20 protein-coding genes and 1 other annotated feature are annotated in these 15733 nt (G+C 54.7%); of the genes, 16 read left to right on the forward strand and 4 right to left on the reverse strand.

Going from position 1 to position 15733, the window contains the following annotated elements:
• Positions 1-26: 26 nt before the first annotated feature.
• From rplK to WC562_06330, 15 genes are all read left to right on the forward strand, one after another.
• Complete coding sequence (gene rplK / locus WC562_06260; GenBank protein ID MFA5055757.1) at positions 27-449, forward strand: 50S ribosomal protein L11; 423 nt, start codon at positions 27-29, stop codon at positions 447-449.
• Positions 449-1162 (forward strand): 50S ribosomal protein L1, encoded by a 714-nt coding sequence (rplA, locus tag WC562_06265; GenBank protein MFA5055758.1) that lies wholly within the window; start codon positions 449-451, stop codon positions 1160-1162. The genes rplK and rplA overlap by 1 nt, the downstream gene beginning before the upstream one ends.
• A 16-nt stretch (positions 1163-1178) precedes the next feature.
• Complete coding sequence (locus WC562_06270; protein ID MFA5055759.1) at positions 1179-1397, forward strand: DUF2892 domain-containing protein; 219 nt, start codon at positions 1179-1181, stop codon at positions 1395-1397.
• Positions 1391-1513: a sequence feature (ribosomal protein L10 leader region), on the forward strand. (Overlaps the previous gene by 7 nt.)
• Before the next feature lie 7 nt (positions 1514-1520).
• Positions 1521-2048: a 50S ribosomal protein L10 gene (rplJ, locus tag WC562_06275; GenBank protein ID MFA5055760.1), complete on the forward strand. Its 528-nt coding sequence runs from the start codon at positions 1521-1523 to the stop codon at positions 2046-2048.
• Positions 2049-2067: 19 nt separating this feature from the next.
• Positions 2068-2448, forward strand: a complete 381-nt coding sequence (gene rplL, locus WC562_06280; protein ID MFA5055761.1) for a 50S ribosomal protein L7/L12 — start codon at positions 2068-2070, stop codon at positions 2446-2448.
• Between the two features lie 238 nt (positions 2449-2686).
• A complete protein-coding gene (locus tag WC562_06285; GenBank protein ID MFA5055762.1) occupies positions 2687-2998 on the forward strand; it encodes an antibiotic biosynthesis monooxygenase family protein in 312 nt (103 codons plus the stop codon).
• Positions 2999-3076: 78 nt separating this feature from the next.
• Positions 3077-3766: a DNA repair protein RadC gene (gene radC, locus WC562_06290; protein ID MFA5055763.1), complete on the forward strand. Its 690-nt coding sequence runs from the start codon at positions 3077-3079 to the stop codon at positions 3764-3766.
• 117 nt (positions 3767-3883) lie between these two features.
• Positions 3884-5017 (forward strand): ATP-dependent 6-phosphofructokinase, encoded by a 1134-nt coding sequence (locus tag WC562_06295; GenBank protein ID MFA5055764.1) that lies wholly within the window; start codon positions 3884-3886, stop codon positions 5015-5017.
• Between the two features lie 14 nt (positions 5018-5031).
• On the forward strand, positions 5032-6294 hold the full coding sequence (locus WC562_06300) for a class II fructose-bisphosphate aldolase (GenBank protein MFA5055765.1): 1263 nt from the start codon (positions 5032-5034) through the stop codon (positions 6292-6294).
• Between the two features lie 96 nt (positions 6295-6390).
• A complete protein-coding gene (locus tag WC562_06305; GenBank protein MFA5055766.1) occupies positions 6391-6822 on the forward strand; it encodes a nucleoside deaminase in 432 nt (143 codons plus the stop codon).
• An 11-nt stretch (positions 6823-6833) separates the two neighbouring features.
• A complete protein-coding gene (locus tag WC562_06310; protein MFA5055767.1) occupies positions 6834-7940 on the forward strand; it encodes an ABC transporter substrate binding protein in 1107 nt (368 codons plus the stop codon).
• 177 nt (positions 7941-8117) lie between these two features.
• Positions 8118-8549: a hypothetical protein gene (locus tag WC562_06315; protein ID MFA5055768.1), complete on the forward strand. Its 432-nt coding sequence runs from the start codon at positions 8118-8120 to the stop codon at positions 8547-8549.
• Positions 8550-8704: 155 nt separating this feature from the next.
• Complete coding sequence (gene rsgA, locus WC562_06320; protein MFA5055769.1) at positions 8705-9769, forward strand: ribosome small subunit-dependent GTPase A; 1065 nt, start codon at positions 8705-8707, stop codon at positions 9767-9769.
• A gap of 88 nt (positions 9770-9857) precedes the next feature.
• Positions 9858-10100 carry a type II toxin-antitoxin system Phd/YefM family antitoxin gene (locus WC562_06325; GenBank protein MFA5055770.1) on the forward strand — a complete coding sequence of 81 codons (243 nt, stop codon included), beginning with the start codon at positions 9858-9860 and terminating at the stop codon, positions 10098-10100.
• A complete protein-coding gene (locus WC562_06330; protein ID MFA5055771.1) occupies positions 10097-10360 on the forward strand; it encodes a Txe/YoeB family addiction module toxin in 264 nt (87 codons plus the stop codon). The genes WC562_06325 and WC562_06330 overlap by 4 nt, the downstream gene beginning before the upstream one ends.
• Before the next feature lie 14 nt (positions 10361-10374).
• Here the strand turns inward: WC562_06330 and rlmN are convergent, their stop codons facing one another.
• Positions 10375-11412 carry a 23S rRNA (adenine(2503)-C(2))-methyltransferase RlmN gene (rlmN, locus tag WC562_06335; GenBank protein MFA5055772.1) on the reverse strand — a complete coding sequence of 346 codons (1038 nt, stop codon included), beginning with the start codon at positions 11410-11412 and terminating at the stop codon, positions 10375-10377.
• A gap of 229 nt (positions 11413-11641) precedes the next feature.
• On the opposite strand from rlmN, the gene WC562_06340 reads away from it, so the two are divergent.
• Positions 11642-11929 (forward strand): LNR domain-containing protein, encoded by a 288-nt coding sequence (locus WC562_06340; protein ID MFA5055773.1) that lies wholly within the window; start codon positions 11642-11644, stop codon positions 11927-11929.
• Between the two features lie 123 nt (positions 11930-12052).
• Here WC562_06340 and WC562_06345 read toward each other — a convergent pair whose 3' ends face one another.
• Genes WC562_06345 through WC562_06355 form a run of 3 tightly spaced genes read right to left on the reverse strand, consistent with a single transcriptional unit; the run spans position 12053 to position 15673 of the window.
• A complete protein-coding gene (locus WC562_06345; GenBank protein MFA5055774.1) occupies positions 12053-12799 on the reverse strand; it encodes an MBL fold metallo-hydrolase in 747 nt (248 codons plus the stop codon).
• Positions 12800-12854: 55 nt separating this feature from the next.
• Entirely contained in the window at positions 12855-14708 is a 1854-nt protein-coding gene (locus WC562_06350; protein MFA5055775.1) for an adenylate/guanylate cyclase domain-containing protein, read from the reverse strand.
• 20 nt (positions 14709-14728) lie between these two features.
• Entirely contained in the window at positions 14729-15673 is a 945-nt protein-coding gene (locus tag WC562_06355) for a FecR family protein (GenBank protein MFA5055776.1), read from the reverse strand.
• Between the last annotated feature and the right edge of the window lie 60 nt (positions 15674-15733).

Consider the following 15733-nt stretch of genomic DNA (forward strand, 5'->3'; position numbering starts at 1 on the left):
GAGAAGCATTTCATAGGGGTAGTAACTTGGCTAAAAAGGTAAAAGCAATAATAAAAATCCAGCTGCCGGCAGGACAGGCAAGTCCGGCGCCGCCGGTCGGCCCGATACTCGGGCAGCACGGCTGCAATATCATGGGCTTCTGCAAGGAGTATAACGAGCGTACGGCGTCTCAAACGGGATCGATCGTCCCGGCGGAGATAACCATTTACGACGACCGTTCATTCACATTCACGCTTAAGACACCTCCGGTAGCAGATATGCTGCGGAAAGCGCTCAGCATAGAGAAGGGGAGCGGCGCACCTAACACAGTGAAGGTAGGCAAGATTCCCAGAAGCAAGGTTGAAGAGATCGCCAAAATGAAGATGAAAGACCTGAACGCCGCTGATGTAAAGGGCGCTATGCTGATGATAGAGGGAACGGCGAGAAGCATGGGGATCGAGGTAGAATAATGGCTAAGCACGGTAAGAAATTCGAAGAGGCGTCTAAGCTGATAGACCACCAGAAGGAATACGATCCCAAAGAGGCCATTGCGCTTCTCAAGAAGGCATCGTTCGTTAAATTCGATGAAACGGTTGAAGTGCACATGCACATGGGATTGGACCCCAGGCACGCCGATCAGCAGGTGAGAGGCGTCGCCAGCCTGCCGCATGGACTTGGGAAACAGGTAAGGGTCATAGTCTTCACACAGGGCGAAGGAGTAAGGATTGCTCAAGAAAGCGGCGCCGATTTCGCCGGTTGCGAGGACTTGATAAAGAAGATAGAGGAAGGCTGGCTAGATTTCGATGTGGCCATAGCCAATCCTGATGTTATGGGCAAGGTATCAAAACTCGGCAAGATACTGGGAAGGAAAGGGCTTATGCCCAATCCCAAATCGGGGACGATAGTGCAGCCCGCCGATATCGCTCGCGCCATCAACGAGGCGAAGAAGGGGCGTGTTGACTTCAGGCTCGACAAGACCGCCGTAATCCATGTATCGATAGGCAAAGCCAGCTTCGACGATAACAAATTATTCGAGAATCTTGCCGCCATTATCGAAACCGTAGTAAAAGCCAAACCGAGAGGTGCAAAAGGCCAATATGTAAAGAGCATCTCTATCAGCACATCGATGGGGCCGGGTGTAAACGTAGACCTGAAACCCGCTTTAGATCTAAAGGCCAGTTAGCCTAGCGGTGTCCGAAGTGAAGATTAAGCCGAACATAGGCAATCCGGATAGAATCATCAGGGCAATAGCTGGAATAGCCCTGACGGTTATAGCGTTCCTGATTCTCGACGCACCCGACGGAAGGGTTGGCGGGATTTTAGCGGCGGTATTAGGGGTGCTGTTGATTGTAACCGCGATAACGCGGTATTGTGTGGGATATGCGCTATTCCACTATTCAACCTTGAAAAACAAATAGCGTACGCAACGCCATAGACAGCAGGCGCCTTACGGCTTAATGAAAGGCCTGCCGAGGTGAAGCTCCGATCTAAGAGTCCCTCATGTCTATGGCACTGGGACTTTTTTATTTAAGAGGTGAGACATGCGTCTGGAAGAAAAAAAACAGTCTGTCGATGAGCTGGCCGAAAAGGTGGAACGCGCGAGCGTAATCATCAGCACCGATTACGGCGGGCTCACCGTAGCCGAGATGACCGACCTGCGCCGCAAGCTGCGCGCCCAACAGATCGAGTTCCGTGTGATCAAGAACACCCTGGCGCGATTTGCGGCAACAAAGGCCGGCAAGGATGATCTGGACAAGATAATAGTTGGCCCTACCGCCGTGGCTCTCGGCTACGATGACATAGCCGCTCCGGCGAAGGTGTTGATGGAATATATCCGCAGCACAAAAAGCCAGTTAAAGATAAGCGGCGGCCTTATCGAGAACCGGGTGTTGAGCGCGGCCGAGGTCGCTACTCTGGCCACTATGCCGCCAAAAGAGGTGCTTGTGGCTAAGCTGCTCGGCGGCCTCAAAGGGCCGCTCTACGGGCTGGTTAATGTGCTCAACGCTAATATAGCCGGGCTAACATACGTACTCTCTGCAAGACAAAAGCAATTGGAAAAAGGAGGATAGAATGTCGGAAAGTCAGAAAATGAGCAAAGAGGAACTTATAGGTGTTATTAAGAATATGACCGTCCTCGAACTCAGCGAGTTGGTCAAAGCCCTAGAGGAGGAGTTCGGTGTCAGCGCTGCGGCGCCGATGGCTGTAGCCTCTGTGGCCGGCGCTCCCGCGGGAGCAGCCCCTGCCGCAGAGGAAGAGCAGACGGAGTTCACGGTGATGCTCAAAGAGATCGGGGCGAACAAGATACAGGTGATCAAGATTATACGCGAGGTCACAGGCTTAGGACTGAAGGAATCCAAGGATCTCGTAGAGGGAGCCCCGAAGGCGATAAAGGAAGGGATCTCCAAAGAGGAAGCTGCTTCAATAAAGCAGAAAGTGGAGACTTCCGGCGCCACTGTAGAAATCAAATAAATCACAATGAGGCTTCAACGATTCCAGTCATAGCCTGAATAAGCATCTTAGCATCGGCACCCGGCACAAACTTGATAGAACACCGGGTGCTGATGACCAAGGTGAACCCTGTCCCATCCGTCTGGCACGAATCTGGTTTTCTTAGAGTCATCGGCGGCAGTTATCCGGCATCCGCCCCCGTAACTATTTAATCGTAATGGGCTACGAGGAGACACAGGTAACACAGGAGGGTTGACCAATGACAGTCAAGGTTATCATTGAACGCACTGTAACGCTGGAAAACCAGGATAAATTGCAGACTCTATCAAAGCAGTTGAGGGTTCTGGCTGTGAACCAGCCCGGATATGAGACGGGAGAAACCCTGTTCTCCGTGGACAACCCCGGCACGCACATTGTAATCAGCACCTGGCACAGCTTGCCTGAATGGCAGGCATGGAAAAACAATCCGGAACGCAAGAAGATATTAAGCGAAATCGACCGTCTGCTGGTGACCCCGGCTAAAGAATCCACTTACATAGAACCCTGGGCCTCGCCGTCGAGCGGCATGTAGTTAAATTCAACATAATAACCGATAAATTAGTTGTTCCCTACATACCTCACAGACGTTAAGAGGAGGGTTATATACCTGATGGAATATCACATCCGCATCAGCGAACTCCCCACCGGAGAACGCCCCCGTGAACGACTACGTCAAAACGGCGCCGCAAGCCTCTCCAGCAGCGAGCTTCTGGCTATAATACTGCGCACGGGAACACGCGCCGAAAACGTCCTGGGGCTGGCGAACCGGCTGATTGTCAGGTTCGGCGGCCTCACAGGGCTCTCCCGCGCCGGCTTCAACGAGCTGTGCAACGAGCACGGGGTGGGCCAGTCCAAAGCGGCCCAGATAAAGGCCGCTCTGGAGCTGGGGCGCAGGGCTGCATCCACCCAGCCGGAGGAGAAAACGATTATCCGCTCCCCGCAGGATGCCGCCGGCCTGCTCATGGACGACATGGGCCCCCTTCAGCAGGAACATCTCCGAGTCATGCTTCTAAACTCAAAGAATCACCTCCTTGCGATTCACGAGGTCTATAAAGGCAATGTCAACGCATCGACGATTCGAACCAGCGAGTTGTTCCGCAACGCCGTGCGTGAGAACTGCCCCGCCATGATCGTGGTACACAACCACCCATCCGGCGATCCGGAACCCAGCAGCGACGACATCGCCGCCACAGAGCACATCATAAAAGGCGGGAAGGCGCTGGACATAGAAGTTCTCGATCACATTATCATCGGCGACCACAGGTTCGTAAGCCTGAAAGAGCGCGGCATTATCTCTTAACGACGGACGGGTCGATTTAATTGGCCCGAGGTTACATCGTGTCTCTAAGGACGGTAGAAAATTTATATCGACTGTGCTAACCTTTACTAACCATCTCATTCACAGGGGGATACTACTATGAAAAAGAGACGTATCGGCGTTTTAACCGGGGGCGGCGATTGCCCTGGCTTGAACCCGGCGCTTAAATGGGTGGTGACGGCGGCATCGGACGAGAGAACGCAGGCCGAGGCCGGTGCCGAGTTCGAGGTCATCGGCATCAGGAATGGCTGGAAAGGCCTCATCAATATCGACCCCGACAATCTGGTGCACGACGCTTCGATCGTTAACGGTTTCGAGATTCCGCACGGAATTATCCTTACGCCGGCGATAGTCCGCTCCTGGGACAGGTACGGCGGCACGTTTCTCGGCTCATCGCGTACGAACCCCTACAATCCCAAGAACGACCAGTCAAAGAAAGTTATCGAAAACATAGAGAAGCTCGGCCTGGAGGCGGTGATAGCGATAGGCGGCGACGATACCCTCAGTATTGCCGGCAAGCTCGATGCCGCAGGCATCAATGTAGTCGGCATACCCAAGACCATCGATAAGGACCTGCCCGGCACCGAGTACACTCTCGGATTCGAAAGCGCGATCAATGTCATACTGGAATCAGTCGACCGTTTGCGAACTACAGCCGGCGCACACGGCAGGACATTCGTCGTCGAGGTCATGGGCCGCAACGCCGGATGGATGGCGCTGATAGGCGGCGAGGCCGGCGGGGCCTCCATGATCCTGATACCGGAACACGAGTTCACCTTCGAGAAGGTCAACAGCCTGGTGAAGGATATGGTCAAGCGCGGCGCCAGATACAATATCATCGTCGTGGCAGAAGGAGCCAAGCCGGAGGGCGGCAAGGAAGCGATAAAGAAAGCAACCGTCGACGCCTTCGGCCATGAGGCGCTGGGCGGCATCGGCGATGTCATCGCCCAGGAGATAAGCGACGCCGCGGGCCTGGACACGCGCAGCGTGGTGCTCAGCCACCTTCAGCGCGGCGGCGCGCCGTGCGCCTATGACCGCAGGATGGGCCGCTACTACGGCATCGCCGCCGTGGATCTGGTGGTGAAACGCCAGTTCGGCAGGATGGTATCGCTGCAGAATAACAAGATCACATCGGTCCCGATAAACGAGGTGACCGGTAAGCTCTATAAGGTCGATGTAGCTACGGAGTACGATACCGAGAGATACAACGGGCGGAGGAAAATCCTTCGCTGATAAGGAGTGTACATATGTCTGTCGATGCAAACAAGATTGAAAAGCTTATATCCGACACTGTATTCACCGCCGATGCGCAGGCCAGAGACAACGGCTTTCTCGAAATTCGCAAGCTGGCCGGGGAGAACGGCCTACATCTCGCCAGCATCCAGGGACTGTATGAAGCATCCGGGAAGGGTAAGTACAGCGGTAAAACGGTGCCGGCGATGAACCTCCGCGGCGTCACATTCGATATGGCGCGCGCCGTCTTCCGCGCGGCGGTCAAGGGCAAGGTGGGCGCCATGATCTTCGAGATCGCGCGCTCGGAGATCGGCTACACGCTGCAGCGCCCCGCCGAGTACACCGCCTGCGTGCTGGCCGCCGCCATGGCCGAGGGATTCACCGGCCCGATTTTCATGCAGGGAGACCACTTCCAGGTTAACGCCAAAAAATATCAAACCGACGCGCAGAAGGAGTTGAACGCCATCAAAGACCTCATCCGCGAGGCGGTGGCTGCCGGATTTTATAATATCGACATCGATGCTTCAACCGTAGTCGATTTATCGAAAAAAACCATCTCCGAGCAACAGACGGACAACTACACCATCACCGCCGATATGACAAAGTTCATCCGCGGCATGGAGCCCAAGGGCGTGACCGTCTCCGTAGGCGGCGAGATAGGCGAGGTGGGCACCGCCAACAGCACGGTTGAGGACCTGGACGCTTTCATGGCGGGTTACAAAAAGCAGCTCGGTGTCAACGTTAAAGGTATTTCAAAGATAAGCGTGCAGACCGGCACGTCGCACGGCGGCGTCGTATTGCCCGATGGATCGATTGCCAAGGTTAAAATCGACTTCAAGACGCTGGAAGACCTGTCGCGGACGGCGAAAGAGAAATACGGCATGGGCGGCGCCGTGCAGCACGGGGCGTCCACGCTGCCGGATGAGGCCTTCCACAAGTTCCCCGAGGTTGGCACGGTCGAGGTGCACTTGGCCACCGGCTTCCAGAACATCGTCTTAGACAGCCCGCACTTCCCGGACTCGCTCATCCAGAAAATCAACGGCAGCCTCATGGAGAAATACGCCGCCGACAGAAAATCAGGAGAGACGGACGAGCAGTTCTTATACAAGACGCGCAAGAAGGCCTTCGGCGACTTTAAGAAGGAGATGTGGGACCTGCCCGACGCCATAATGGCTGCGATAGGACGGGACCTTGAGGAGCGCTTCGCGCTGCTGTTCGAGAAACTCAGTGTGACGGACACTGTGGACCTGGTAAAGAAGTACGTCAAGGCCAAATAGCCTTCCGTCATATCGACACGACACCTTCATGGTCGAGTTGTTTGAAATCTGACCGTAGGGGCGAGGTTCGTCGCGCCCGATAATTGAGGGGGTTGATTGGACCGATATCTAAAAGCCGCCATCGACGAGGCGAAGAAGGGCCTGGCGGAGGGCGGCATCCCGATAGGCTCGGTGCTCGTAAAGGACGGCGAAATCGTCGGGCGCGGACACAACAGGCGCGTGCAGCATGGCGACCCCATGGCCCACGCCGAGATCGACTGTCTCCGCAACGCCGGGCGCATCGGCAGCTACAAGGGTACGACGCTGTACTCAACGCTGATGCCCTGCTACCTCTGCGCCGGAGCCGTCGTCCAGTTCGGCATCAAGAAGGTCATAGCAGGCGAATCGAGAACTTTCCCCGGCGCCAGATCGTTCATGGAGGAACACGGCGTCGAGGTGATAGATGTCGACGATAACGAGTGCTATGCGCTGATGCAGGATTTCATCAGGAAGAACCCGGAACTGTGGAACGAGGATATAGGCAAATAAAGGAATATACAATGATGAAAACGAAAATGTCCCTACTTCTCGCAATTCTATTGACGATAACGACCGTCGTCGTAGCCGGTTGTTCTTCGACCACGGAACCGACGGCAACCCCCGACATCCAAATCCTGCTCATCCACTCCTACCACGAGGGCTGGGACTGGAACAGCGATATCGAGGCGGGGATAATCGAGGGGCTCTACCGCCAGGGCTTTGAACAAGACATCGACTATGATATCGAGACGTTCTACATGGACACCAAGGTCACCTATACCACCGTCGAGCAGATAGAGCAGCGCGCCGCTCTCGCCGTCGACATGATCGAGGAACTTGATCCCGACATCGTTTTTGTGAACGACGACAACGCCCTCAAATATGTGGCCGTCGCCTACACCGAAGATCACCCTCAAAGCGCGCTTCCTTTCGTTTTTTGCGGCATCAACATCGATCCGACCATATATGACACCATCCAGAGCCTGGATCAGCCCGGCGGCGTGATGACCGGCACGCTGGAGCGCCTGCCCTTCGAGGACGCCTTCGAGCTGGCCGTGCGCATATCGCCGGACGCGCAGAGCATAGTGCTGCTGGCCGATTCAAGCACCAGCTCAAACGCCGTGATCGACAACTTCAACCAGAGATACACGAACGTGATCGCCGACCCCCCGCTGGAGATCATCGGCCCCATCCAGCACGAGACGTTCGACGAGTGGAAAACGACCGTCATCGAATACCAGACCAAGGCCGATTTCGTCGGCATCATCACCTACCACCAGCTGCGTGACGAGGGCGGCGACGTGGTTCCGGCGCAGGACGTGGTTGACTGGACCGTGGCCAACAGCAACCTGCCCGAGGTGGGCTTCCTCACGTTCCACGCCGAGGACGGCTACCTCTCCACCGCCGGCGTTGACGGCTACAAGACCGGCATCTACACCGGCATCATCGGCGGCGATATCTTGAGCGGCGCGGACCCGGGCGCGATCCCCATCGTCGATCCGAATGCCGTGGAAATTGCCTTCAACCTGTGCCGCGCCGATATGCTGGGGATAACCATACCTACTGCCGAACTCGCGGCGGCGGGGAAGGTGTTTCATAGCATAGGGATAAACGGCTCCTGCCCTTAATTTCAACGATGCAGGAGTTCATCAAGAAGAACCCCGATTTATGGAACAAAGACTTTGTAAGAAAGGGAATCGAGGAACCGATTATAATATATATAAGTCGATATCCATTCCTACAGATATAAAATGACCACATTCGTAGAAATGCTTAAAAGTAATATTAGAAGGCTTCGTCTAACTGTGACCCGTAAGAAAGGCTTCGGGTATTGCGAAATATGCCGTAAACAGTTCGGCTATTACATGATTCACAACGGTTTCAATGATTCTGGATACGCATATTGTGATAAATGTGGGCAGACTTGCTTGCTAAATCTCTGGCATATTCCGAAAGGTATTCCGGAAGGTATTCAAAAGGAAATTCACGTTGGTTTAATCCCTGAATCCGCAGAGGCTTTTCTGAACCCGTGTGCGTGTGGCGGCACATTCAGAAGAGAAGCCTACCCTCGTTGCCCGCACTGCAATTCAATACTATCGCCTAAAGCCAGAAAATATATCGAGGAAAATGCTCGCAACGCCCAAAAGGGCTGGATGGAAAATTGGCGTGGTATCATGTGTATCATAATCGAAGACAAGGTTCTACATGATGTTTGGAAAGAGCCAACCAAACAGTGAAGGGTTACGCAGGTCGTTTCTTACAATGTTCCTCACATTACAATCGTGTGTGGTCTATCCCCACTCTCACCCCACCCGACTCCGCAGCTGCCCGCACCCCACATCAGGAGCAGCGGGAAAGTTGTCTGTTATTATAGGATAGGGAAATCGTTCAAATGGAACTTAGAGAGCTTGGATTCAACCAGTGGTTTCAGAGCAAACGGGAAGAGTTGCAGAGGCCTGACTGCAGCGCGGCCCGCGTAACCGCGGTCAACAGAGACAGCTACCTCGCCAGCAACGGGAACAGCGAGGTTCTGGCCGAACTTACAGGCAAACTGACCTTCGCCGCCGAGTCGAGCACGGACTATCCCTGCGTAGGCGATTGGGTTCTTGTTCAGTACTACAACTCCGACACGTTCGCCGTCATCCACGGCATATTCCCGAGAAAATCTTTCCTGCGGCGTAAAACATCCGGCAAGAAAATCGACTACCAGGCGATAGCGGCCAATATCGATGTCGCCCTGATCGTGCAATCTTGCGATGTCGATTTCAACCTGCGCAGGCTGGAGCGCTACCTGGTGATGATAAACGAAGGGCGGATTGAGCCCGTGCTCCTGCTCACAAAGAGCGACATGGTTGGCACCGAAGAACTGGAGCAGAGGATTTCGGCGGTGAGGCGGGCAAACATCGATTGCAGGGTGATCGCGTTCAGCAACACGACCGGCTCGGGGCTGGATCAGGTGCGCCAGCTATTAGAGCCCGGCAAAACCTATTGCCTGCTCGGCTCGTCCGGGGTAGGGAAGACCAGTCTCTTAAACAATCTTTTGGGCCGCGACCTCTTTGAGACAAACATAGTCCGCGCCAAAGACGGGCGGGGAAAACATACTACGACGCGCCGCCAACTGATCGTACTTGAGCAAGGAGCGATGATTATCGACACCCCCGGGATGCGGGAGCTGGGCAATATCGGCGATAGCGCCGGAATAGGAGAGACTTTCGCTGATATTCAAGAGCTATCACGCGACTGTCGTTTCGTCGACTGCACCCACACAACGGAGCCGGGCTGCGCGCTCCTGGCGGCGATTGCTGAGGGGAAGCTGAGCGAGGAGCGCTACCGGAGCTATCTGAAACTCCTCAAGGAATCCGAATACAACGAGATGTCCTACCTCGAAAAACGCGAGAAGGAAAAGAAATTCGGGCAGTTCATCAAGTCGGCAAAGAAACAGCTAAAGAAGAAATGAGTAAGTTACCGACCGTAGTTATACGCAAAACGGCTTGACATCGGAAGCTCATTATCGTACGATATGCGGTACGACAGGGGGTATTGAAATGACTACGCTATCGGCATCGGAAGCAAGAAAACGGCTATATAATCTGGTCGACGACGTTAAGGAAACGCACGAGCCGGTTCACATCGTGGGTAAGAGAAACACCGCTATTCTCCTGGCGGAAGAAGACTGGCGCGCGATTCAGGAAACGCTATATCTGACCTCTATCCCGGGCATGAAGAAATCGATTAAGCAGGGCCTTAAAACCCCGGTCGAAGAGTGCGACGAGGAGCCCGGCTGGTGAGCTGGCGGCTGGTCTTTACCAAGCAGGCCAAGAAAGACGCCAAGAGAATCGCACAATCCGGACTCAAACCTCAAACAATCCGCCTGCTGAAAATCCTTAAGGAAGACCCATACCGTAGCCCGCCGCCTTACGAAAAGCTCGTGGGGGACCTTTCAGGCGCATGCTCCCGGAGAATCAATATCCAGCATCGTTTGGTTTATCAGGTGCTCGACGACATTGAAACGGTAAAGATAATCCGCATGTGGACACATTACGAATAGTTAAACCCGCCCCTTTACCCCACCCGGCTCCGCAACTGCCCGCACCCCGCAGCGATATCGATACCCCGCCTCACCCGCAGCGTGCACGGGATATGGCGCTGCTCCAGCTCTCCCTGGAACGCCTGCACCGCGTCCTTGCCCGAAGACTTGAACTCAACGTCGCTCGTCGGATTACCGGCAATGAGGTTGACGTGGCAGTTCATGCCCTTGAGTAATCGGCACAAATCACGAGCGTGCTCGATGGAATCGTTGACGCCCTCGAACAGCGCGTACTCAAAGCTGACGCGGCGGCCCGTGGCTTCAAAGTAGTCGCGGCAGGCAGCTATCAGCTTCTCCAGCGGATATTTCCTGTTGATGGGCACCAGCCTGTTGCGCAGCTTATCGTCAGCGGCATGCAGCGAGACAGCCAGGCCGACCTGCAATTTTTCACGGCTCAAGCGACGGATACCCGGCACAATGCCCGCCGTGGATATCGTCATCTGGCGCGCGCCCAGGCCGAAGCCCTGCGGCGAGTTGAGCATCTCTATCGCCTGCCACAGCGCGTCGAAGTTGAGGAACGGCTCGCCCATGCCCATGAAAACTATGTTGTCGACTGTTGATTCGCTCTGATCCCGCAGCCGCCGCGCGAAGTGCAGCACCTGGTCGATTATCTCGCCCGGTGTCAGATTGCGCTCGTAGCCCTGTTGCCCCGTGGCGCAGAACGGGCAGCCGATGGGACAGCCCGCCTGGGTGGAGACGCAGACCGTGTGGCGGGAACGGCCTTTAGCGGCGGCGTACGGCATGAGCGCCGATTCGATGGTCTTGCCGTCACGCAGCGAGAACAGCATCTTGACCGTGCCGTCGCGCGATACCGCCTCGTGCTTGGGCGACACGGCTCGAAGCGCGACTTCGTCACTCAAGCGTCGACGTAACTCTTTCGGCAGATTGGCCATCTCATCGAATGAGGCGGCATAATTGTTGTATATCCACTGCTGCACCTGCTTAGCCCTGTACGCGGGCGCGCCTAGGGAGTCCAGCAGAGCTTCAAGCTGAGTTGTGTTGAGATCGAGCAAGGATTTCTGCTTAAGGGACATTTCCATAAGATACAGTATACAGGAAAATACCGGCAGGCAATCCATATTTCTGTACGTAAAAAGCCATGCTATCGATTCATTACCCCTTTACAATTCGACAATTAGAATTTAATATATACACACCGTAAAAAGCGCCTGGCGTGTATGTAATCCGATATATTCTCAAGATCGCGATTTGCCGTATTCCAGAGAAAGGAAGTAAACGCAAATGAAGAAACAAGCCCCTTTACTGTTTCTAGGATTGATATTAGTGCTGGCGCTGGCTGCCGGAGTCGGGATCGGCTGTGAAAGCAACAGGGCTTTACCTTTCTTTCCCACTACATCACCCACTGCTACATCACCCACTGCTACACAGCAATACCCCACAGCCACTTCCATGCAGGACGACATTTGCAGTGAAGGTTCCGGTTGCCATTACTCACAGATCGGGGACGGACACTTCGACCCCGATTGCTACAACGAAGGCTGCAACTGGGACGGCGGAGACTGCCCGTAACAAGAACCGGTCAACGTAAATTTGGTTTATTTGAACTTGTAAGAAATGTGAGAAGGCCGTTATATATAAAAATAGCGGCCTTCTACTATTTATCGAAGGAAACAGACGTACATGATTAATCGTTTAAACGAAATGCTCGCTTAGAACAGCGGCTTCCTCCAACCCCCCACCGAAAGCCTTCCCCGCTTGCTTCAATTTCGTCGAATAGTCATAATCGGGCCAGAAGTGCGTAAGAATAAGTCGTTTAACCCCAGCCCTCTTCGCCAGCCTGGCCGCATCGCCCGCAAGCATATGCCCCCACTCCCCGTCGTCACGCGAGCAGCGAGCGGCCTCGCACAGGAAAAGGTCCGCCCCCTTAGCTATCTCGGCCAGCTCGTCGCAAACTCCGCTGTCGGCGGAATAAACGAGCCTTTTCTTTCCCGATATCGCCATGGCGTATGCGGGTATGTAATGCTTAACAGCAGCGAACTCGATGTTTAGCTTCCCGACCCGAATGCCACACTTTGGATCGTATTCCTCGACATCGAAATACTTCGAGAAAAAGTCCGGCGATTTATCGAACACGGAAACGTTTTTCAGTAGAGCCTTCTTCCCGCCGGGAGGCACGTACAACGCAGATTTAATATCTTCTCGCATAAGCCGCATCAATGCGTATCGATAGGGGATAAGATCGTAGAAGTGGTCGGCGTGCAGGTGCGAGATTACTATGGCGTCGACTTTTTCTAAAGCAACGACTTTCTGCAGGTTGCTCAGTACGCCGGTGCCGCAATCGACCAGCAGATTCATCTTTCCCTCCCGCACCAGATATCCGGAACAGGCTCCATCCGGTCCGGGATAAGCGGCGCTGCAGCCGAGCACGGTAAGTCGCACGATGATCCTCCTGAAAGACGGTATAGGATGATGATATTATAACCGAAGTCCCGCACTATTTTGCAGGAATTATCTGCCCCTCTTGTCCAAGCAACCTCACAACCTGATACACCTTCACCTGCTCGGCCTTGCCTTTAAAGCTCTGCGGCGGCAATTCCACCGCTTCGACGAACGTTTTCACCTGTTCGTAGGTCTGCGCACCGATCCATACCTGTCCGCCGGGCGTGCCGGAGCAGATGCGCGACGCCAGGTTCACGGTATCGCCTATGACAGTGTATTCGGCGCGGCCCTCGGTGCCTATGCTGCCGGCCAGCGCCGGGCCGGTGTTGATGCCGATGCCGAACTGCACCGCGGGTTCATTGGCGCCGACGGCTATCTTGGCCGCCGCCTGCTGGGACTCGATGGCAGCCTTCACCGCAAGACGGCAATGCTCCGCCTGGTCCTCAGGCGTATTCCATACGGCCATGATGCTGTCGCCGGCGAATTTGTTGATCATCCCTCCATTTGCCAGAACGCAGTCGATTATGACGCCCAGGTAGCGGTTAAGAGTATCGACAACGGCCTCCGGCGTCATCTTCTCGCTCATGGCGGTGAAGCCCCTGATATCGGAGAAGAACACTGTTACCTCGCGCCGCACGCCGCCGAGCTTGAGGCGGTCGCTGTCGGCCATGTTGAGAATCTCACGCGCCACCTGGGACGATACGTACTTGCCGAAGATATCTTTTGTCTCCCGCCTGTCCGCCTGCACCGAGGTTATGCGGCATATCAGCGCCGTTATATAGACTATAGGTATCGCCAGCAGAGGATACAGCATATTCAAAATATGGCCGTAATCGAAGCTGAAGAATACGGCCAGGCCGTAAGCGATGAACAGTAGTATGCTGAGCAGTGCGCCCCAGCGCAGGTTAAGGAAGGGCAGGGCCAAGCCCAGTATGCCCACCAGCAATAATACGATAAGGAAGGTGTTAACCTTGCTCATCTCCACCAGATAGAGCTGGTTCAGTATAGTATCCATGGCGTTGGCATGGATCTCCACCCCGTACATCTTCTCCGGGGATATGGGCGTTACCCAGGAGTCCGGATCTCCGGTTGCCGTCATGCCCACGAGCACCATCTTGAACTTGACCAGCTCGGGATCGAAGTTGCCCTGGATGATGTCGGCGTACGATATCATGGTATATGTGCCGGGAGGCCCGGCATAATTGATGCGCATGCTCTTCGTGTCATCGACGAGAATGTCGCGGTCAAGCAGATGCATTACACCATTATCGACAGTGAATTCCGACGGCAGTTCCTGCCCGAAGTGTGTGTACATCACCGACATCATAAGCGCAGGATACGTGTCGCCCTCCGCTTCACAGATAACCAGCGGTATCTCGCGTACGATGCCGCCCTCGCCGATGAGCACACTGACATGCCCCGTCGCCACAGACGCATTCTCCAGCATCGCGGCCGGGTGGAGAACGTCCTGGAAGGTGATCTCATGGGTCGGCGAGCTTATCTGTCCATCCTCATCCCCGGCCACGGCGATGACAACGTTGCCGGCATCCGCCATAGCCTTAGCCAGCACCGAATCGTTGGCGGTCTCGCTTGCGAAGAGCACGTCATAGCCTATGACCATGGCCTTTGCATTGTCCAGGTTCTCTATTGCCTGGGCATGGAGCGAGCGGGGCCATTCCGCCAACCTGCCGTACTGATTCAATGTATCGTTATCTATAGCAGCTATAACGATATTGGGGGAGGGGTCCCTGGGGACGAAAAGCATATCACTGAGGCGATACTGTATGCTGGAGAAAGGCTGGACGAAAAACGTAATAAGGGCAAAGGCGACGCCGATGCCCAGCGCTATCAGCACATGCCTGAACTGCCTGCGCCGCTTCCTGGTTAATCGCTTTAAAAAGGACGGCATCGGACTAACTTAAGCTATCTTTACGTACTCGGCGGCGGTGTGTAAGTTGGTGTCGGCTCCGGGCAGTAGCATTGCCCAGTGTAACCGTTCAGGATAGTTACTAATATGTTTTGAAAAATTGATAATAACGGCGTCCCCTCTCCCTCTATATACACACCCTGGTATGCAACCCAATAACATGGTGACAGGCAACAACACGGGCAGACGCAGGAACCTTCCTCCCAACACTCGGGCGGACAGTAAGACCCGCCGCCACCATCGCCACCCTGCCATGGGTCATCTGCCGGGTCGGTGTAGAACGGCTGGCCCGGGATACCGCCCGCCTCGCAACAACTCATCATCCCTTCAGCTATAGCCACAGCGACCCCCATGCCGGTAAAGACCGCAGAATGCTCTTCTGTATCTTCCTCATCAACAACCTCGGTGCATGTACGACCATATAGGCCTACTTGAATCTTCTCGATTGTGCCTCTCACCACCGCCGAGCCTGCGGGCGTCTCAACCTCATATGTAGATGAGGAATCAACAAGGTTTTGCACACGGTTGATAGTGCTTCCTATAACTTGATTGATGCGTACGGTCGTAGAGCCTCCTGAATTCTCACTGAGCTCCTCGATCGATATATCTGTATCAGCCTCCACTTCCATCACACTGCCGTCGAAGAACGTAATCAGTACGTATCCATCGCTGCCGGTCTTCAGCCCGTCTCCCGTCCATATCTTCATCCCATCCGTAGCAGCCGCCCATGCGGAAATCCCGCTTCTGAGAACCTGCACATCCCCTGCGATATCGGACAGGGTGCCCGACTCTCCGGCAGGCGTCGTAGCTGTTGGAGAAGATGTGGCCGTGGGAACGGGCGTGGGCGTCGCTTGCTGCTCCCCACCCTTGCCGCAGCCGATAGCCGCCGCCACAATAAGCACCGCAAGCATTACTGAAAGCCACTTGAATATCGATGCGTTCTTCATAATACAATCCTCTTACTTATAAAATCTCAAAGCCGCTTAATCGAGAACTATATTAAAATT

Source organism: Dehalococcoidia bacterium, assembly GCA_041649635.1.
GTDB lineage: Bacteria > Chloroflexota > Dehalococcoidia > E44-bin15 > E44-bin15 > JAYEHL01.